This is a genomic window from Sulfitobacter sp. EhC04 (assembly GCF_001650875.1).
GTDB lineage: Bacteria > Pseudomonadota > Alphaproteobacteria > Rhodobacterales > Rhodobacteraceae > Sulfitobacter.
This window is the reverse complement of record NZ_LXYI01000010.1, coordinates 15,923-31,346: the sequence shown is the minus strand read 5'-3', so window position 1 is coordinate 31,346 and position 15,424 is coordinate 15,923. Positions and strand designations below refer to the sequence as shown.

General features: G+C 63.3%; 13 protein-coding genes. 7 read left to right on the top strand and 6 right to left on the bottom strand.

From position 1 onward, the window contains the following. Positions 1-159: 159 nt before the first annotated feature. Positions 160-3,369, top strand: coding sequence for a 2Fe-2S iron-sulfur cluster-binding protein (locus A8B82_RS06080; protein ID WP_067289783.1), 3,210 nt, complete (start codon positions 160-162; stop codon positions 3,367-3,369). Here A8B82_RS06080 and A8B82_RS06075 read toward each other — a convergent pair whose 3' ends face one another. The 5 genes from A8B82_RS06075 to hmgA form a co-directional block, all read right to left on the bottom strand. After that, entirely contained in the window at positions 3,370-3,552 is a 183-nt protein-coding gene (locus tag A8B82_RS06075) for a DUF2783 domain-containing protein (protein WP_067289634.1), read from the bottom strand. Next, positions 3,552-5,177 (bottom strand): FAD-dependent oxidoreductase, encoded by a 1,626-nt coding sequence (locus A8B82_RS06070; protein ID WP_067289631.1) that lies wholly within the window; start codon positions 5,175-5,177, stop codon positions 3,552-3,554. The genes A8B82_RS06075 and A8B82_RS06070 overlap by 1 nt, the downstream gene beginning before the upstream one ends. A gap of 24 nt (positions 5,178-5,201) precedes the next feature. Further along, positions 5,202-6,152: an MBL fold metallo-hydrolase gene (locus A8B82_RS06065; protein ID WP_067289628.1), complete on the bottom strand. Its 951-nt coding sequence runs from the start codon at positions 6,150-6,152 to the stop codon at positions 5,202-5,204. A gap of 67 nt (positions 6,153-6,219) precedes the next feature. Next, positions 6,220-7,473, bottom strand: a complete 1,254-nt coding sequence (fahA, locus tag A8B82_RS06060; RefSeq protein ID WP_067289626.1) for a fumarylacetoacetase — start codon at positions 7,471-7,473, stop codon at positions 6,220-6,222. Between the two features lie 60 nt (positions 7,474-7,533). Then, on the bottom strand, positions 7,534-8,895 hold the full coding sequence (gene hmgA, locus A8B82_RS06055) for a homogentisate 1,2-dioxygenase (protein ID WP_067289623.1): 1,362 nt from the start codon (positions 8,893-8,895) through the stop codon (positions 7,534-7,536). Positions 8,896-8,987: 92 nt separating this feature from the next. On the opposite strand from hmgA, the gene A8B82_RS06050 reads away from it, so the two are divergent. Beyond that, positions 8,988-9,431 carry a MarR family winged helix-turn-helix transcriptional regulator gene (locus A8B82_RS06050; RefSeq protein ID WP_138069689.1) on the top strand — a complete coding sequence of 148 codons (444 nt, stop codon included), beginning with the start codon at positions 8,988-8,990 and terminating at the stop codon, positions 9,429-9,431. Between the two features lie 66 nt (positions 9,432-9,497). Here the strand turns inward: A8B82_RS06050 and A8B82_RS06045 are convergent, their stop codons facing one another. Then, positions 9,498-10,601: a Do family serine endopeptidase gene (locus A8B82_RS06045; RefSeq protein WP_067289618.1), complete on the bottom strand. Its 1,104-nt coding sequence runs from the start codon at positions 10,599-10,601 to the stop codon at positions 9,498-9,500. Positions 10,602-10,747: 146 nt separating this feature from the next. Here A8B82_RS06045 and A8B82_RS06040 point away from each other — a divergent pair, with 146 nt between their 5' ends. The 5 genes from A8B82_RS06040 (at position 10,748) to A8B82_RS23475 (ending at position 15,383) form a co-directional block, all read left to right on the top strand. After that, positions 10,748-11,419, top strand: coding sequence for a winged helix-turn-helix domain-containing protein (locus A8B82_RS06040; RefSeq protein WP_067289617.1), 672 nt, complete (start codon positions 10,748-10,750; stop codon positions 11,417-11,419). Further along, positions 11,416-12,762: a sensor histidine kinase gene (locus A8B82_RS06035; protein WP_067289614.1), complete on the top strand. Its 1,347-nt coding sequence runs from the start codon at positions 11,416-11,418 to the stop codon at positions 12,760-12,762. Before A8B82_RS06040 ends, A8B82_RS06035 begins: the two co-directional genes overlap by 4 nt. An 80-nt stretch (positions 12,763-12,842) precedes the next feature. Then, complete coding sequence (locus tag A8B82_RS06030; RefSeq protein ID WP_067289611.1) at positions 12,843-14,264, top strand: cytochrome ubiquinol oxidase subunit I; 1,422 nt, start codon at positions 12,843-12,845, stop codon at positions 14,262-14,264. 1 nt (position 14,265) lies between these two features. Then, positions 14,266-15,273, top strand: a complete 1,008-nt coding sequence (cydB, locus tag A8B82_RS06025; protein ID WP_067289609.1) for a cytochrome d ubiquinol oxidase subunit II — start codon at positions 14,266-14,268, stop codon at positions 15,271-15,273. Then, positions 15,273-15,383, top strand: coding sequence for a DUF2474 family protein (locus tag A8B82_RS23475; RefSeq protein ID WP_082899163.1), 111 nt, complete (start codon positions 15,273-15,275; stop codon positions 15,381-15,383). Before cydB ends, A8B82_RS23475 begins: the two co-directional genes overlap by 1 nt. Positions 15,384-15,424: the final 41 nt, after the last annotated feature.

Here is a 15,424-nt window from a genome sequence, read left to right as displayed (position 1 = left end):
TCGCTTCCAATGATCGCATTGCTGCGCTCACATCAGGGCGCCAGCGGCAAAATCCGACTCGCGCGGGTGGCGGAAAATGAATGTCCACAGGCCCTAGTTGACAAGTCCTGTGCGGCGGGTGACCGTCGCGCCCTCAGCATCTTGCAAAGAGGCCGCGCGATGACATTCCGTCTGTTTTCGGACAAGAACCGCCCGGTTCACATGGGACCGTACCCAACCGAGCTGCTGGCACGGGCCGGGCAGATGCCGGACCTGTCCGAAGTGCCGCCGATGCGGCAGCTTGGCTTTGCGCGTGCCGATGACCCGTTTTCGATCCTGAACGCGATGGGAGAGCATCAGGCGATGCTCGACGCGATCCGCGAGGGGTTGATCAACCGGGGCGTTTCCGAGGTGCCGGACGATCTGCAGGAGCGGGCCAATCATCTGAAAGCGTTTGGATATTTCTCTGACGCGGCGGTGGTGGGCGTCTGCGAACTGCCTGCTTCTGCCCTGCTGGAAACCCCGTTTCGCAACCCCGATATCGACCGGCTGGCGCAAGACCTGCGCACGCGCCAGACCAAGACCCTGGCGTCGGGTATCGACATGATCATGGCCGACCTCAAGGAATCGATGGAGGCCCCTCCGGGCACGATCGACGGGCATACACATGCGCTGGTGTTTCTCTATGAGAACCCCCGCGACCCCGCTGATGACGAGGCCGGGACCGGCTGGATCAAGGACGCGCAGGCGCATCGGGCTGGGTTGCTGTCGGCAGAGACCGCCGTGGTCCTGGCCAACTACCTGCGTGTGCTGGGCTTTGATGCGCGGGGGCATACGGTGTCGACCTCGGATGTTGACCTCGGCCAGCTTGCGGTGGCAGCGGGGCTGGCAACCGTGGAGGACGGCGTGCTGCATCATCCCTACATCGGCACGCGTTTTGGTCTGGCGGCGGTGACGACCAGCTTTGCCATGGCACCGGACTTGCCACTGAATGCGCTTGCTGGTCAGCCAGCGTCGGCCTTTGGGATGCGGTGGAAACTCGGCACGGGTTTTCGCAAAAATGCGATAAACGCGGTGCCCTATGCCAGGCGCAGGTTCGTGGATGGCGCGCATCCCTTCGAGCGGCTGAAACGGGTGGAGGACCCCACCACCTACATTGACGAGCCGCGCGTGGCGCGGGTGCCCAAGCGCACCGACATGTTTGCCCGCGCCCAGTTCGGCGACATGGGCAAGGCGCTGCAGGAGGGGGCCAAGGGAGGGTACTATGTGCGCAAGGCCGCACCATCGACGGCACAGCGCCGGGCGCTGGGCGCATTTGTGCTGTTGCAGGATGGCGCGGCGGCGGCGGAAAAGGTGGCGCTGGACCCGGTGCAGGCTGCCGCGCTGGTCAAGGCGACATGCTATTACCTTGGCGCGGATGCGGTGGGCATCTCGCGCTGCCCGGACTGGGCATGGTATTCACATGACGCCACCGGCACGCCCATCGACCCGCCGCACGATCAGGCGGTGTCGCTGATCATCGACCAGGGCTATGAAACGATGGAGGGTGCATCGGGCGACGACTGGATCAGCGTTGCGCAGTCGATGCGCGCCTATCTGCGGTTCTCGCTGATCGGGGGTGTTGTGGCGAAACAGATCCGCAACCTCGGCTACAAGGCCAAGGCGCATACGGTTATGGATGGCGAAGTCCTGCAACCGCCGCTGATGTTGCTGAGCGGGTTGGGCGAGGTCAGCCGGATCGGCGAGGTGATCCTGAACCCCTATCTGGGACCGCGCCTGAAATCCGGGGCGATCACCACGGACCTGCCGATGGCGCATGACCGGCCCATCGACTTTGGCCTGCAAAAGTTCTGCGAGGCCTGCAACAAATGCGCGCGGGAATGTCCTTCGGGCGCGATCACCGCCGGGCCGAAGCTGATGTTCAACGGCTACGAGATCTGGAAATCTGACAGCCAGAAATGTGCCACCTACCGGATCACCACTCCGGGCGGCGCCATGTGCGGGCGCTGCATGAAAACCTGCCCCTGGAACCTGGAAGGCATCTTCAAGGAGGCCCCGTTCCGCTGGGCGGCGATGAACATGCCCACGGCGGCCCCGGCGCTGGCGCGGCTGGACGATGCAGTCGGCAACGGCGGGCTGAACCCGGTCAAGAAATGGTGGTGGGATCTGGAGATTGCCGAGGATGGCGGCTATCGCCCCACGGACAAGCCGGTGAACGAACGCTCCCTGCAACGCGATCTGGACCTGAAGTACGTCGACCAGACACTGGCGGTCTATCCTGCGCCGCTGGCCCCGCATCCATACCCCTATCCTGACCCGATGGACCGCGAGGCGGGTATCGAGGCCTATCAGGCGATGATCACCGCCGAGGAATACCAGCGCCGTCTGGCCGCGGGCGATGACAGCATGGTGCACCGCACAACCGATGCCGCCGACAGCCCGGTAATTCACGTACAGATCACCAGGGCCGAGAAGATGGCATCGGGCATCACCAAGTATGAGTTCCAGCCTGTGGGCGGCGGTGACCTGCCGCAATGGCAGGCCGGCGCGCATCTGGACATCGTCGTCGCCCCGGAATTCCTGCGCCAATATTCCATGTCAGGCGATCCGGGCGACCGCAGCACCTATCAGATCGGCGTTCTGATGGAGGATGCGGGACGTGGTGGATCGAAACTGCTGCACCGGATTTTCAGCGAGGGGCGCAAGGTTTTCATCTCCAACCCGATCAACCATTTTCCACTGGATGCCGATGCGCCGTTTTCCCTGCTGATGGGGGGCGGGATCGGGGTGACGCCGATGATTGCCATGGCGCATGAGCTGCACCGCGCGGGGCGCGATTTTGCGCTGCATTATTCCGGGCGATCCCGCGACAGCATGGGGTATCTGACGGACCTCGCTGGGGTGGCATGGGCCGACAAGGTGCATCTGCACATCACCGACGAAGACAGCCGCGCCGATCTGGGGGGCGTGATGGGCGCTCTGCCTGTGGGCGCGCATGTCTATACCTGCGGGGCAGAGCGTTACATGTCGGCGGTCATGGCGGCGGCTGAAGCGGCGGGCGTGCCGGAGGAGGCGCGGCATCTGGAATATTTCTCGGTCCCCGAGGTGCCGGAATATGTGAACCACGAGTTCACCCTGCGGCTCGCCCGTTCCGGGCGCGAGCTTGCCGTGCCTGCCGACAAGAGCGCCACGGATGTGCTGGCAGAGAATGGCATCCATGTGGACGTGAAATGCTCGGACGGGATTTGCGGCGTGTGCAAATGCGGGCTGGTCTCGGGCGAGGTCGAGCACCGCGATTTTGTGCTGTCGAAGGCGCAGCGGCAGGATGCGATCATCCTGTGCCAGAGCCGGGCGGCAGAGGCCGGTGGCGTGGTTGAAGTGGACCTGTGACTATTTCGCCGCCGCCAACGCCGCGCGGATCACATCCCGGTCACCGATGTGGTTGCACAGCACAAGGATCAACCGCGCGTTGAAGGCATCGGACTGCTCCTTGCTCAGCCCTTCATGGGCGCGCAGCAATTCGTCGTAGAAACCATCCTGATCGGGGATGTTCGGGGTCAGGGTGACGGGCATCAGCTGTCCTTTCCGATGGCGCGGCCAATGGCGCGGGCGATGGCATCCGGGTCGAAATCGGGCCAACGGGCCACGACATGCTGATCGGGGCGGATCAGGTAGACACCCTGTTTCGCGTCACCGAGGTAACGGCGGGTCAGTTCGTCTGACGGTGACGGGATGCAGGCCACGACGGGGTCGATGCCATGCGCGCTGACCGGGGCAGAGGGCGCAAGACCCAGGGCAAGGATTGTGAAACTGCCGCCGAGGTGATCCAGCAGGAAGCCATCCTCTGCCGGGGCATCCACGCAGGCCGCGCCGGGGCGGGTGACGGCGGGCCCCTGCAACTCGTCCGGGCCGAAATGCGGGAAGCCGTCATAGGTGCAGGGCACCGACAGGCGTCCCGAATTCACCAGGGGTCGGGCAAATGTATGCCGCTCTGCCAGGGTCAGCACCGCGTCGCGGAACAGACGGCTGGTCTCGGTCTTGGGGGTCAGAAAATCGGTGGCGCGGGTCGAGTTCAGGATGTTTTCATCTGCCCCGAATTCACGTTCGGTGGCATAGCTGTCAAGCAGGCTGTCATCGGCCAGCCCTTTCAGGACAAGATCAAGTTTCCAGCCCAGATTCTCCGCGTCCTGCACCCCGGAATTGGCCCCGCGCGCGCCGAAAGGCGAGACCTGATGCGCGCTGTCGCCTGCAAAGATCACATTGCCGTGCCGGAAAGATTGCATCCGGCGGCACTGGAAGGTGTAGATCGAGGTCCATTCCAGTTCGTATTCCGGTACGGTGCCGGTCTGGCTGGACAGCATCGCGTCAACACGGGCGCGGATGCGGTCGGGGTCCAGTTCGGCCTTGCGGTCGATGTCCCAGCCCAGCTGGAAATCAATGCGCCAGATGTCGTCGGGCTGTTTGTGCAGCAGGGCGGACTGGCCTGCGCCCTCGAACGGCGGATCGAACCAGAACCAGCGTTCTGTGGGGAAATCGGCCTTCATATGAACGTCGGCGATCAGGAAGTTGTCCTCGAACACCCGGCCATCGAAGGTCAGGCCCAGCATGTCACGCAGGGGCGAGCGTGCGCCATCGCAGGCGATCAGATAGTCGGCTTCGATCTTGTAGGGGCCATCGGGGGTGTCGACTTCCAGCGTGGTGAACCCGTCCTGCGGGTCGATTGCGGTGACCTGGTTGGCCCCCCGTATCTCGATCGGGGCGCCATTGGTCCGGGCGCGTTCGATGGCCTCTACGAGGTAGCGTTCGAAATAGGGCTGCTGGAGGTTGATGAAAGCGGGATGCCGGTGGCCGTCCTCAGGCAGGAGGTTGAATTCGAAAACCTCACTGTTGGCATGAAACACCCGGCCCACGTTCCAGACCACGCCCTTGTCCACCATCGGTTGCGCCGCGCCGAGGCGATGCGCAATGTCCAGCGTGCGCTTGGCAAAGCAGATCGCCTTTGACCCAAGGCCCGCCCCCTCGTGGTCGTCCAGCACCAGCACCGGGGTGCCCTTGAGCCCCAGGTCAAGCGCGAGGGCGAGCCCGATGGGCCCGCCACCAACGATCACCACCGGGTGCCGCACAGGGGCCTGCAATTGCGCGGACACCTGTTGGTAGGGGTAAAGCTTGAAAGTGGTCTGGTATCTGACGGCGACCATGTCGATCCTCCCTGGAATGCAGGATTATGCCTGCAATGCGTTCCACATCTCGATGTCCCGCTCGGCAGTCCAGATGCGGGGCGTGTCGATGCCGCGGGCCTCGTCATAGGCGCGGGCTACGTTGAAGGGCAGGCAGTGTTCGTAGATCGCGTAGTCTGCAAACTTGGGGTCGCAGGCGGCGCGCACCGCGTCCCAGGCTTCCTTGAGGCTGCCGCCGCGGGCCGCGACACGGGCGGCGGGGGCATAGGTGGAATTCACGAAGTCGCGGGTGCTGGCGATGGCGCTGTTCACCGCGTCGCGGCCCATCAGCGCGCCGCCTCGGCCCGGTGCGATGGCGTCGACGTCATAGGCCAGGATATTGTCCAGCGTGCCGCCCCAGTCGTTGAAATGCCCATCACCGCAATAGCAGGCGGAGTGGTCCTCGACGATGTCGCCGGTGAACATCACATTCTCGTCGGGCACGTGGATCACCGCGTCCCCTGCGGTATGGGCACGGCCGATGTGCTTGATGTCCACCCGGCGGTTCCCGAGATAGACAGTCATGCTGTCGGAGAATGTGGTGGTCGGCCAGGTCAGGCCGGGGATGCTTTCGTGGCCTTCGAACAGGCGCGGGAAACGCTGGAATTCGCTGTCCCAGTCCTCCTGCCCGCGTTCGACCACCATGGCACGGGCCACGTCGGACATTATGACCTGATCGGCACCGTAAGCCGAGGCCCCCAGCACGCGGACCGCGTGGTAATGGGTCATGACAATGTGGCTGATCGGCTTGTCGGTGACTTCGCGGACCTTTTCGATGACCTTGTTGGCCAGACGCGGGGTCGCCTGCGCCTCGACGATCATGACGCTGTCATCGCCGATGATCACGCCGGAGTTCGGGTCCCCTTCGGCGGTAAAGGCCCAGAGGTCGCGGCCGACCTCGTCGAAGGTGATTTTCTTTTCGGTCATGTCGCCCTGCGAGGCAAAAGCTTTGGCCATGGTATGTCCTTTCCGGTGTGGCGCGCGTGGTGGCGTCACCTGTGTGTATTTTTTGGAACAATGAAGATCAGGGGAACTTGATTGCCGGTTTGATCGTGCCCACGCAGTCGCCGAAGCCGATGCGGTAGCCGTCGCCTTTGGCGGCGCCCTTGAGCGTCATTGTATCACCGTCCTCGATGAAAGTGCGGGTGTCGCCGCTGTCCAGCGTGATGGTTTCCTTGCCGCCCCAGCTGAGTTCTATGAGCGAGCCGCGCTGGTCCTTTTCGGGGCCGGAGATCGTGCCGGAGCCCAGAAGATCGCCTGCGTTCATCGCACAGCCCGAGGAGGCGTGATGCGCCAGTTGCTGCGCGGCGGAATAGTACATTTCGCTGTAGTTGGTGCGCGCGATGGTGGTGGGGGCCTTGCCTTCGGGGGCCATCGTCACCTCAAGCTCGATGTCATAGAGCATCGGTCCGGGTTCGCGCAGGTAGGGCAGCAGGTCCTTTTCGCGTTCGGGCGTGGAGGTTCGGAACGGCTCCAGCGCCGCTTTTGTCACGATCCAGGGGGAGATCGAGGTGCCGAATGCCTTGGCCTGGAACGGGCCGAGCGGCTGATATTCCCAGGGCTGGATGTCGCGTGCGGACCAGTCGTTGAGCAGCACGTAGCCAAAGATCATGTCATCGGCCTGCGCCACGCTGACCGGGTGGCCCATTTCGGAGGAGGTGCCGACGATCGCGCCCATCTCCAGTTCGATGTCCAGCCGCTTGCTGGGGCCGAAGGAAGGAATATCCGCATCCGGGGCCTTGGTCTGGCCGTTGGGTCGGGTGATCGGGGTGCCGGACACGACTACGGTGGAGGCGCGCCCGTTGTAGCCGATCGGGATGTGCAGCCAGTTCGGCGGCAGCGCGTTTTCCGCGCCCCTGAACATGGTGCCGATGTTGGTCGCGTGGTGCTTGCCCGCGTAGAAATCGGTGAATTCGGTGACCACCAGCGGCAAGTGCATCCGCGCTTCCGCCATCGGCACCAGATGCGGCGCGACCTGGGCCTGGTCCGGGGCATCTGCCGCCAGCAGTTCACCCAGCCGGTCGCGCAGGGCCTGCCAGCCCTCGGGGCCCAGTTCCATCACGTCGTTCCAGTAGGGCACGTCGAACACCGGCTCTTCGGTCAGGTCGATCAGCCCGGCTTCTTCCATGGCGGCCATGTCGAGGATCATGTCACCGATGGCCACGCCGCAGCGCGGTTCCAGGCTGTCGGTCTCGAACACGCCGTAGGGCAGGTTGTTGAGGGGAAAATCGGTGTCGGCGCTGTTGGCGCTTTCCACCCAGGAGGGGAGCAGGGTCATGTGGTATTCCTTGTGGTGATGCGTGCCGGTCTCAACCTGGGGCGAAACCGGCAGGTGTCATTATTTCTTGCCGGGTGTGCCGTCGAACTTCTTTTCCAGATCCGTCCAGCAGTCGATGTAATCGTCCTGCAGGGGCGCTTCCTTGGCGGCGAAGGCGGTCAGGTGCTGCGGGAAACGGGTCTCGAACATGAAGGACATGGTATTCTCCAGCTTCTCCGCTTCAAGGTCTGCGTTAGATGCGCCCTCGAAGGCTTGTTTGTCCGGCCCGTGCGGCAGCATCATATTGTGCAGCGACATGCCGCCGGGGACGAAACCCTTGGGCTTGGCGTCGTAGATGCCAAAGATATTGCCCATCAGTTCGGACATGACGTTCTTGTGATACCACGGCGGGCGGAAGGTATCTTCGGCCACCATCCAGCGGTCGCGGAACAGCACGAAGTCGATGTTCGCGGTGCCTTCGACGCCCGAGGGCGCGGTGAGCACGGTAAAGATCGACGGATCGGGGTGATCGAACAGCACCGCGCCCACGGGGCAATAGGTGCGCAGGTCGTATTTGCAGGGCGCGTAGTTGCCATGCCAGGCCACCACGTCGAGCGGAGAATGGCCGATCTTGGTCTCGTGGAACTGACCTGCCCATTTCACGGTGACGGTGGAGGGCGCGTCGCGGTCCTCATAGGCCGCCACGGGGGTCTTGAAGTCGCGCCGGTTTGCCATGCAGTTGGCTCCGATGGGGCCGCGCCCCGGCAGGTCGAACTTCTGTCCGTAGTTCTCGCAGACAAAGCCGCGGCATGGCCCTTCGAGCACTTCGACGCGGTAGACCAGTCCGCGCGGGATGATGGCGATTTCCTGTGGTTCGATGTCGATCACGCCCAGTTCGGTGGCAAAGCGCAGGCGGCCCTCTTGCGGGACCACCAAAAGCTCCGAATCGGCGGAATAGAAATAGGCATCCACCATGCTGTCTGTGACCAGATAGATATGGCTGGCCATGCCGACCTGGGTGTTCACGTCACCCGCCGTGGTCATGGTGCGCATGCCGGTAAGCCAGGTCAGCTTGTCGGCGGAATGCGGCACCGGGTCCCAGCGGTACTGGCCCAGGCTGACCACCTCCGGGTCCACATGCGGTGCGGACTTCCAATAGGGCAGGTCGATCTTTTCAAAGCGGTGGGTGTGTTTGACCGAAGGCCGGATGCGGTAGCACCAGCTGCGTTCGTTCTGGTGGCTGGGCGCGGTGAAGGCGGTGCCGGACAGCTGTTCGCCGTAAAGGCCGTAGTTCACCTTTTGCGGCGAATTCATGCCCTGGGGCAAGGCACCGGGCAGGGCCTCCGTCTCGAAATCATTGCCGAAGCCGGGCATGTACCCTTCATGGGTGCCGACAGGGGTGGCCGCAGTCTGCAGCCTGTGGCGGGCGACGTCCTTATTCATGGCAGGTCCTTTCGCTGTACTTGAAGATCACATATTAGTTGGTTTTGTAACTAACAACGTGGTAAATTACAAAAATGTCAGAAAAGGAAGTGATGTCGGACCACGAAGACGCCGTTGATTTCGATCTGCGGGGGTTCTTGCCATATCTGCTGAACATTGCAGCCGAAGAATCGAGCGCGAGTTTTCAGCAATACTACAAGGGCAGATACGGGATGCTGCGCACTGAATGGCGCGTCTTGTTCCATCTGGGCCGGTACGGGGCGATGACCGCAAAGGAGATTTGCGACCGGGCGCGGATGCACAAGACCAAGGTCAGCCGCGCTGTGGCGGCCTTGCAAGCCAAGCGTTTCCTGACACGCAGCCAGCGCGAGGATGACCGCCGCCACGAAACGCTGGCGCTGACATCGCAGGGCAGGCAGGCCTATGCCGATCTGGCCGCGCAGGGCCAGCAATTTGACCGCGCTCTGATGGCCGATTTTTCAGAAGAAGAAGCCCGGTTCCTGCGGCAGGCCCTGGAACGGATTGCGAAGTTCTGAGGGCAGATGGGCCGGGCATGAAAACCCCGGCGGCGAACGGGGGAAGCCGCCGGGGTCTTGCATGGGTCAGGCCGGCTTGGGATCCAGCTTGCCCACGGTCACGTCGAGGGTGAGCTCCTCGCCCTTGCGCAGCACTTTCATCTGTGTGCTTTGTTCAGGCTCGGTGGTGGCCACCGCTCGGGTCAGGTCGCGCAGGTCGACCACGTTGGTCTCGCCAAAGGACATGATGATGTCGCCCCGCTTCAGACCGGCCTTGGCGGCGGGGCTGTCCTCGCTCACCGCTTCGATCACGGCACCTTTGGGTGTGTCATAGCCCAGGACATTGGCGACCTCTTCGGTCATCGGGCGGATGTTCACGCCCAACCAGCCGCGTGCGACGGTGCCGTCGTCGGACAGATCGGCCACAACCGTCTGTACCAGATCGGCAGGCACGGCAAAGCCGATGCCGACGGAGCCGCCGTCCGGCGACAGGATGGCGGTGTTGACGCCGATGACGTCACCGGCGTTGTTGAAGAGCGGACCGCCGGAGTTGCCCTTGTTGATCGAGGCATCGGTCTGGATGAAGTCATCGAAGGGGCCCGACCGGATGTCACGCGATAGGGCCGAGATGATGCCAGAAGTCACGGTGCCGCCAAGACCGAAGGGATTGCCGACGGCGACAACTTCGTCCCCCACCCGCAGGCCCTCGGTGGTGCCGAATTTGACGAAGGGCAGGTCAACATCCGCTTCGATCTTGAGCAGGGCGATATCCGTCATCGGGTCACTGCCGACCACCTTGGCCTCGAAACTGCGGTCGTCAGCCAGTTTGACGGTGACGGTGTCGGCACCCGCGACCACGTGGTGATTGGTCACGATCTGGCCATCGGAGGAAATGATGAAGCCCGACCCGACGCCCTGAAGAGGACCTTGCTGGCCGGGCATTCCATCTTCGAAGAAGCGGCGCAGCTGCGGGGGAATGTTGCGCGGCAGGGGGGCGGGATCGTTCTGCGCCTTGGTTGTGACTTCGATAAAGACAACGGCGGGCGAGACTTGTTCCACCAGATCGGCATAGCCGCCTGCGGGCACGGCATAGGCCGCAGCCGGTGCGACTGTCAGGGCGGATGTGGCCAGCAAGGCGGCAGTCAATGCCGCAGCCGCGCCTTGCCGGGGGGATTTCAGAATGGATTGCATCGGAGTTACCTCGAATTTTCTTGTGCTCCCCCCATATGACGGTCTGTCCTTACAGCGTCGTGGGCGGCGCTATACAAATTTGTAACGCGGCCCGCCGCCCCATATTGTCTATGCAAGAGACCTGCAGACCAGAAACAGAGGTCAGGATGAAACTGCTCGTCATAGAAGACGACGCCACAACCGGGCGCTACATCGCCAGGGGGTTGCGCGAGGAAGGTCATATCGTCGATCTGGTTGCGGACGGTCGCGAAGGGCTGATTGCGGCGACGGCGGGGGGGCATGACGTGCTGATCCTTGACCGGATGTTGCCGCAGGTCGACGGGCTGACCCTGCTCAAGACCCTGCGCGGGGCGGGATCGACCGTGCCGGTACTGCTGCTGACCGCGATGGGCGATGTCGAGGACCGGATCGAGGGCCTGCGCGCCGGGGCGGATGATTATCTGGCGAAACCCTTTGTCTTTGGCGAATTGTCGGCACGGGTGGCAGCGCTGTCGCGCAGGCCGCAGGCGATGGAGGCCGAGACGGTGCTGCGCGCGGGCGATCTGGAGATGAACCTGATCACCCGGACGGTCACGCGGGCGGGACAGGTGCTTGACCTGCTGCCCCGCGAATTCGCCCTGCTGGAGCATCTGCTGCGGCGCAAGGGGCGGGTCCAGACCCGCACCATGTTGCTGGAGGCGGTCTGGGACATCGGTTTTGACCCCGGCACCAATGTGGTGGAAACCCACATCAGCCGGTTGCGCGCCAAGGTGGACCGGCCCTTTGACGGGGAGTTGATCCAGACGGTGCGCGGCGCGGGCTACAGGATTGCCGCATGAGCGCAGGGCTGTCGCAATTCTGGCGGTCGATGCCGCTGCGGCTGGCGCTGCTGCTGGTGGCGCTGTTCACCGCCGTCAGCCTGCTGAGTCTCGCGGCCAGCTATGGGTTTACCCAGCGCTCGTTCGAACAGGCGATCCGTGCCGATCTGCGCCAGGACCTTGCAGGGTTTCGCGCCGCGCCGAACGCCCGCGCCGTGGCCGCACTGGTCGAGGCGGAAAGCCGCGAGGCTGATCCGAACCGCATGGTGCTGAGCTATATCGCACCCTCGGGCCGGATCTTCGGCAATGGGGCAATCGCGCGGGACGAAGCGGGATTTCACATCATCTCTCTGGACCGTGACCGCGCGCAATATGATGGCGCTTACCTGTCGCTGACCGACCGGTTGTACGGCGGCATCATCACCATCGCTCGCAGCCGGGCCGAGATCGAGGCGCTGGGGGGTGTTTTCCTCAACATCCTGCTGATCAGCCTGCTGCCAACGGTGCTGATCGCGCTTTCAGGGGGGCTGGTTCTGGCGCGCCGGTCCAAGCAGCATGTGGAGGTGGTGGGCCGCGCGCTCGACCGGATGACCGGCGGCGATCTGGGCGCGCGGGTGGTGGTCGGGCCGCGCTGGTCCGACGACCTTGTGCAGATCGGCGGCAAGCTGAACCAGATGGCCACCGCGCAAGAGGCCTCTGTCACCGCACTGAAACAGGTGTCATCGGATATTGCCCATGACCTCAAGACCCCGCTGCAACGGGTTGCCCTGCAACTGGAAGACCTGGAGGGCAAGGTGGCCCCGGATGGCGATGAGGCCGAGCTTGTCGCCCGCACCCGTGCGGAAGTTGCGGATATGGGGCAGGTGTTCCAGGCCTTGCTGCAACTGGCGCAGGTCGAGGCCGGGTCGGCCCGGTCGCGGTTTGTCCCCGTTGATCTGGTGCAGGTCTGCCAGACCTTGATCGAGGTCTATGAACCCAGCGCCAGCGACAGCGGCCATCGCCTGACCCTGGATATTGCCGCTGATGTGCCGAAGGTGCGGGGGGACCGGGCGCTGTTGGGGCAGATGGTCTCGAACCTGATTGAAAACGCGCTGCGCCACACCCCGGCAGGCAGCCGGATCATGGTGCGGCTGTCACGGCACGCAGCAGGCGGCCTGTGGTTGCAGGTGGCCGATACCGGCCCGGGCATTCCGGCCATGGAACGTGACAAGGTGCTGGACCGGCTTTATCGTCTGGACCGCAGCCGCAACACGCCCGGAAACGGATTGGGGCTGAGCCTTGTGGCGGCAGTGGCGGCACTGCATGGCGCTGAAATCGAACTGGGTGACAATGAACCGGGTCTGAAGGTGGATCTGCGGTTCTGAAACCCACTGCGGCGAAATGTGCCGCTGTGCAGATCGCGAAAACGGCCTATGTCCGGGACAGAAGCAACGGAGGTCAGGCCATGTTTGACGGATATTCCGCAGAGATCCTCGCGCGGGTGCAATTTGCCTTCACGATCTCGTTTCACATCATCTTTCCGGCCTTCTCCATCGGGCTGGCCAGCTTTCTGGCGGTGCTGAACGCGCGCTGGCTCTGGACGCGGGACCAGACGTTCCTGATTCTGTTCAACTACTGGGTCAAGATATTCGCCATCGCCTTTGGCATGGGGGTCGTGTCGGGCATCGTCATGTCCTACCAGTTCGGCACCAACTGGTCGGTGTTCTCGGACAAGGCCGGGCCGGTGATCGGACCGCTGATGGCCTACGAAGTGCTGACGGCTTTTTTTCTTGAGGCGGGGTTCCTGGGCATCATGCTCTTTGGTCGCGAACGGGTGGGCGACGCGCTGCATATGATGGCGACGGGCATGGTGGCCTTCGGCACGCTAATCTCGGCCACATGGATATTGTCGGTCAATTCCTGGATGCAGACGCCCGCAGGGTTCGGCATGAACGAGCTGGGACAGTTCATTCCCGAGGATTGGTGGCAGATCGTCTTCAACCCCTCGTTCCCCTATCGTCTGACCCACATGGTGCTGGCTGCCTTCCTGACAACGGCGCTGGTGGTGGGGGCGGTGGGTGCCCTGCACCTGTTGCGCGACCGCAGCGATGTGCCAGCCCGCAGGATGTTCTCAATGGCGATGTGGATGCTGGCGCTGGTGACACCTTTGCAAATTGCGGCGGGGGACTTTCATGGTATCAACACACTGGAACACCAGCCCGCCAAGGTGATGGCGATGGAAGGCCATTTCGACAGCCATCCCCATGGCGCGCCGCTGATCCTGTTCGGCATTCCGAACCAGGCGGAAAAGCGGGTCGATTACGCCGTTGAAATCCCCAAACTCAGTTCGCTGATCCTCAAACACGACCTGAACGCGCCGCTGGCCGGTCTCGATACCATCCCGGACGAGGATGAACCGCCGGTGGCCATTGTCTTTTTCTCCTTCCGGGTGATGGTGGGCCTTGGCTTTGCCATGCTGGGGCTGGGTTTGTGGGGGCTGATCGCGCGGGCGCGCGGGCGGCTTTTCGATGCGCCCTGGCTTTACCGCGCGTCGATGGCGATGGGGCCGATGGGGTTCGTCGCGGTGCTGGCGGGCTGGATCACGACCGAAGTGGGACGCCAGCCCTTTACCGTCTACGGGCTGCTGCGGACCTCCGACAGCCTCTCGCCCGTCGCGGCACCCGCGGTCGCGGCCTCGCTGATCGCTTTCATCATCGTCTATTTCTTCGTCTTCGGCGCAGGCACCTATTATATCCTGCGCCTCATGGGCAAGCCGATCAAGCCGGTCAGCGATGCCGGGATCACAGACGAAGGCCCGACCCGCACTGCCGGAACAACCCCGGCGGCGCAGGTGCAGGACAAACACGACGACAAGGGGAGAGGCTGAGATGCTGGGATTTGAACTGTCGTTCATCTGGGCGGGGATCATCGCCTTTGCCGTGCTGGTCTATGTCATCCTTGATGGTTTCGACCTTGGCGTGGGTCTGCTCTTTCCGCTGACCAAGGACGAGAAAGAGCGCAACGTGATGATGAATTCCGTCGCGCCGATCTGGGACGGCAATGAAACCTGGCTGGTGCTGGGCGGAGGGGGGCTTTTTGCGGTGTTTCCGCTGGCCTACGCGGTGGTCATGCCCGCGCTTTACATGCCGATCATCCTGATGCTGCTGGGTCTGGTGTTTCGCGGCGTGGCGTTCGAGTACCGCTGGCGGACAAAGCGCTGGAAAGGGACCTGGGACATGGCCTTTTTTGGCGGGTCGCTGATGGCGTCGCTGTGCCAGGGCATCGCGCTGGGTGCGTTGGTACAGGGGATCGAGGTTGAAAACCGGGCCTATGCGGGCGGCTGGTGGGACTGGCTGACGCCGTTCTCTATCCTGACCGGCGTGGCGGTGACAGCAGGTTATGCGATGCTGGGGGCCACATGGCTGAACCTCAAGCTGGAGGGGCGAATCCAGACCCATATGCGTCATCTGGCCTGGCCCTTCGCCATCGCCACGGTGGTCTTCATGGGGGCGGTCAGCCTCTGGACGCCCTTCCTGCGTTACGTCTACTTCGAACGGTGGTTTACCTGGCCGTCGATGGGCTTCAGCTTTGTCGTGCCGGTGCTGGTGGGGCTTTGCGTATTGGGCCTGTTCCGGGGGCTTCAGCGGCAGCGTGACATGCAGCCGTTCCTCTGCGCGCTCAGCCTCTTTGTGCTGGGGTTCATCGGCATCGGGATCAGCTTTTATCCCTATATCGTGCCCGGAGCGCTGACCATCGTGGATGCCGCAGCGCCTGACAGCTCGCTGTGGTTCACGCTGGTCGGGACGTTGGTGCTGGTCCCCATGATCCTTGCCTATACAGCCTATGCCTATTGGGTCTTCCGGGGCAAGATCGACCCGGAAGAGGGATATCATTGATGCCCCTTTGGCTGCGCAGGCTGGGATGGTTCGTGCTGCTTTGGGTGCTGAGCATCTCGGCCCTGGGGGTTGTGGCCTATGGGATCCGCGCCGTGATTTTCGCGGGATAGCGTGATGCCCCTTGCCATCGGCTGCGGGGAAAGGCGACAAA

What these genes read in the sequence shown, in the direction of transcription:
- A8B82_RS06040 (WP_067289617.1), top strand. Translation starts at nt 10,748, where the DNA reads ATGAAACTGCTCGTCATAGAAGACGACGCCACAACCGGGCGCTACATC.
- A8B82_RS06065 (WP_067289628.1), bottom strand. Translation starts at nt 6,152, where the DNA reads ATGGCCAAAGCTTTTGCCTCGCAGGGCGACATGACCGAAAAGAAAATC.
- A8B82_RS06080 (WP_067289783.1), top strand. Translation starts at nt 160, where the DNA reads ATGACATTCCGTCTGTTTTCGGACAAGAACCGCCCGGTTCACATGGGA.
- A8B82_RS06075 (WP_067289634.1), bottom strand. Translation starts at nt 3,552, where the DNA reads ATGCCCGTCACCCTGACCCCGAACATCCCCGATCAGGATGGTTTCTAC.
- A8B82_RS06030 (WP_067289611.1), top strand. Translation starts at nt 12,843, where the DNA reads ATGTTTGACGGATATTCCGCAGAGATCCTCGCGCGGGTGCAATTTGCC.
- A8B82_RS06035 (WP_067289614.1), top strand. Translation starts at nt 11,416, where the DNA reads ATGAGCGCAGGGCTGTCGCAATTCTGGCGGTCGATGCCGCTGCGGCTG.
- A8B82_RS23475 (WP_082899163.1), top strand. Translation starts at nt 15,273, where the DNA reads ATGCCCCTTTGGCTGCGCAGGCTGGGATGGTTCGTGCTGCTTTGGGTG.
- cydB (WP_067289609.1), top strand. Translation starts at nt 14,266, where the DNA reads ATGCTGGGATTTGAACTGTCGTTCATCTGGGCGGGGATCATCGCCTTT.
- A8B82_RS06050 (WP_138069689.1), top strand. Translation starts at nt 8,988, where the DNA reads ATGTCGGACCACGAAGACGCCGTTGATTTCGATCTGCGGGGGTTCTTG.
- fahA (WP_067289626.1), bottom strand. Translation starts at nt 7,473, where the DNA reads ATGACCCTGCTCCCCTCCTGGGTGGAAAGCGCCAACAGCGCCGACACC.
- A8B82_RS06045 (WP_067289618.1), bottom strand. Translation starts at nt 10,601, where the DNA reads ATGCAATCCATTCTGAAATCCCCCCGGCAAGGCGCGGCTGCGGCATTG.
- A8B82_RS06070 (WP_067289631.1), bottom strand. Translation starts at nt 5,177, where the DNA reads ATGGTCGCCGTCAGATACCAGACCACTTTCAAGCTTTACCCCTACCAA.
- hmgA (WP_067289623.1), bottom strand. Translation starts at nt 8,895, where the DNA reads ATGAATAAGGACGTCGCCCGCCACAGGCTGCAGACTGCGGCCACCCCT.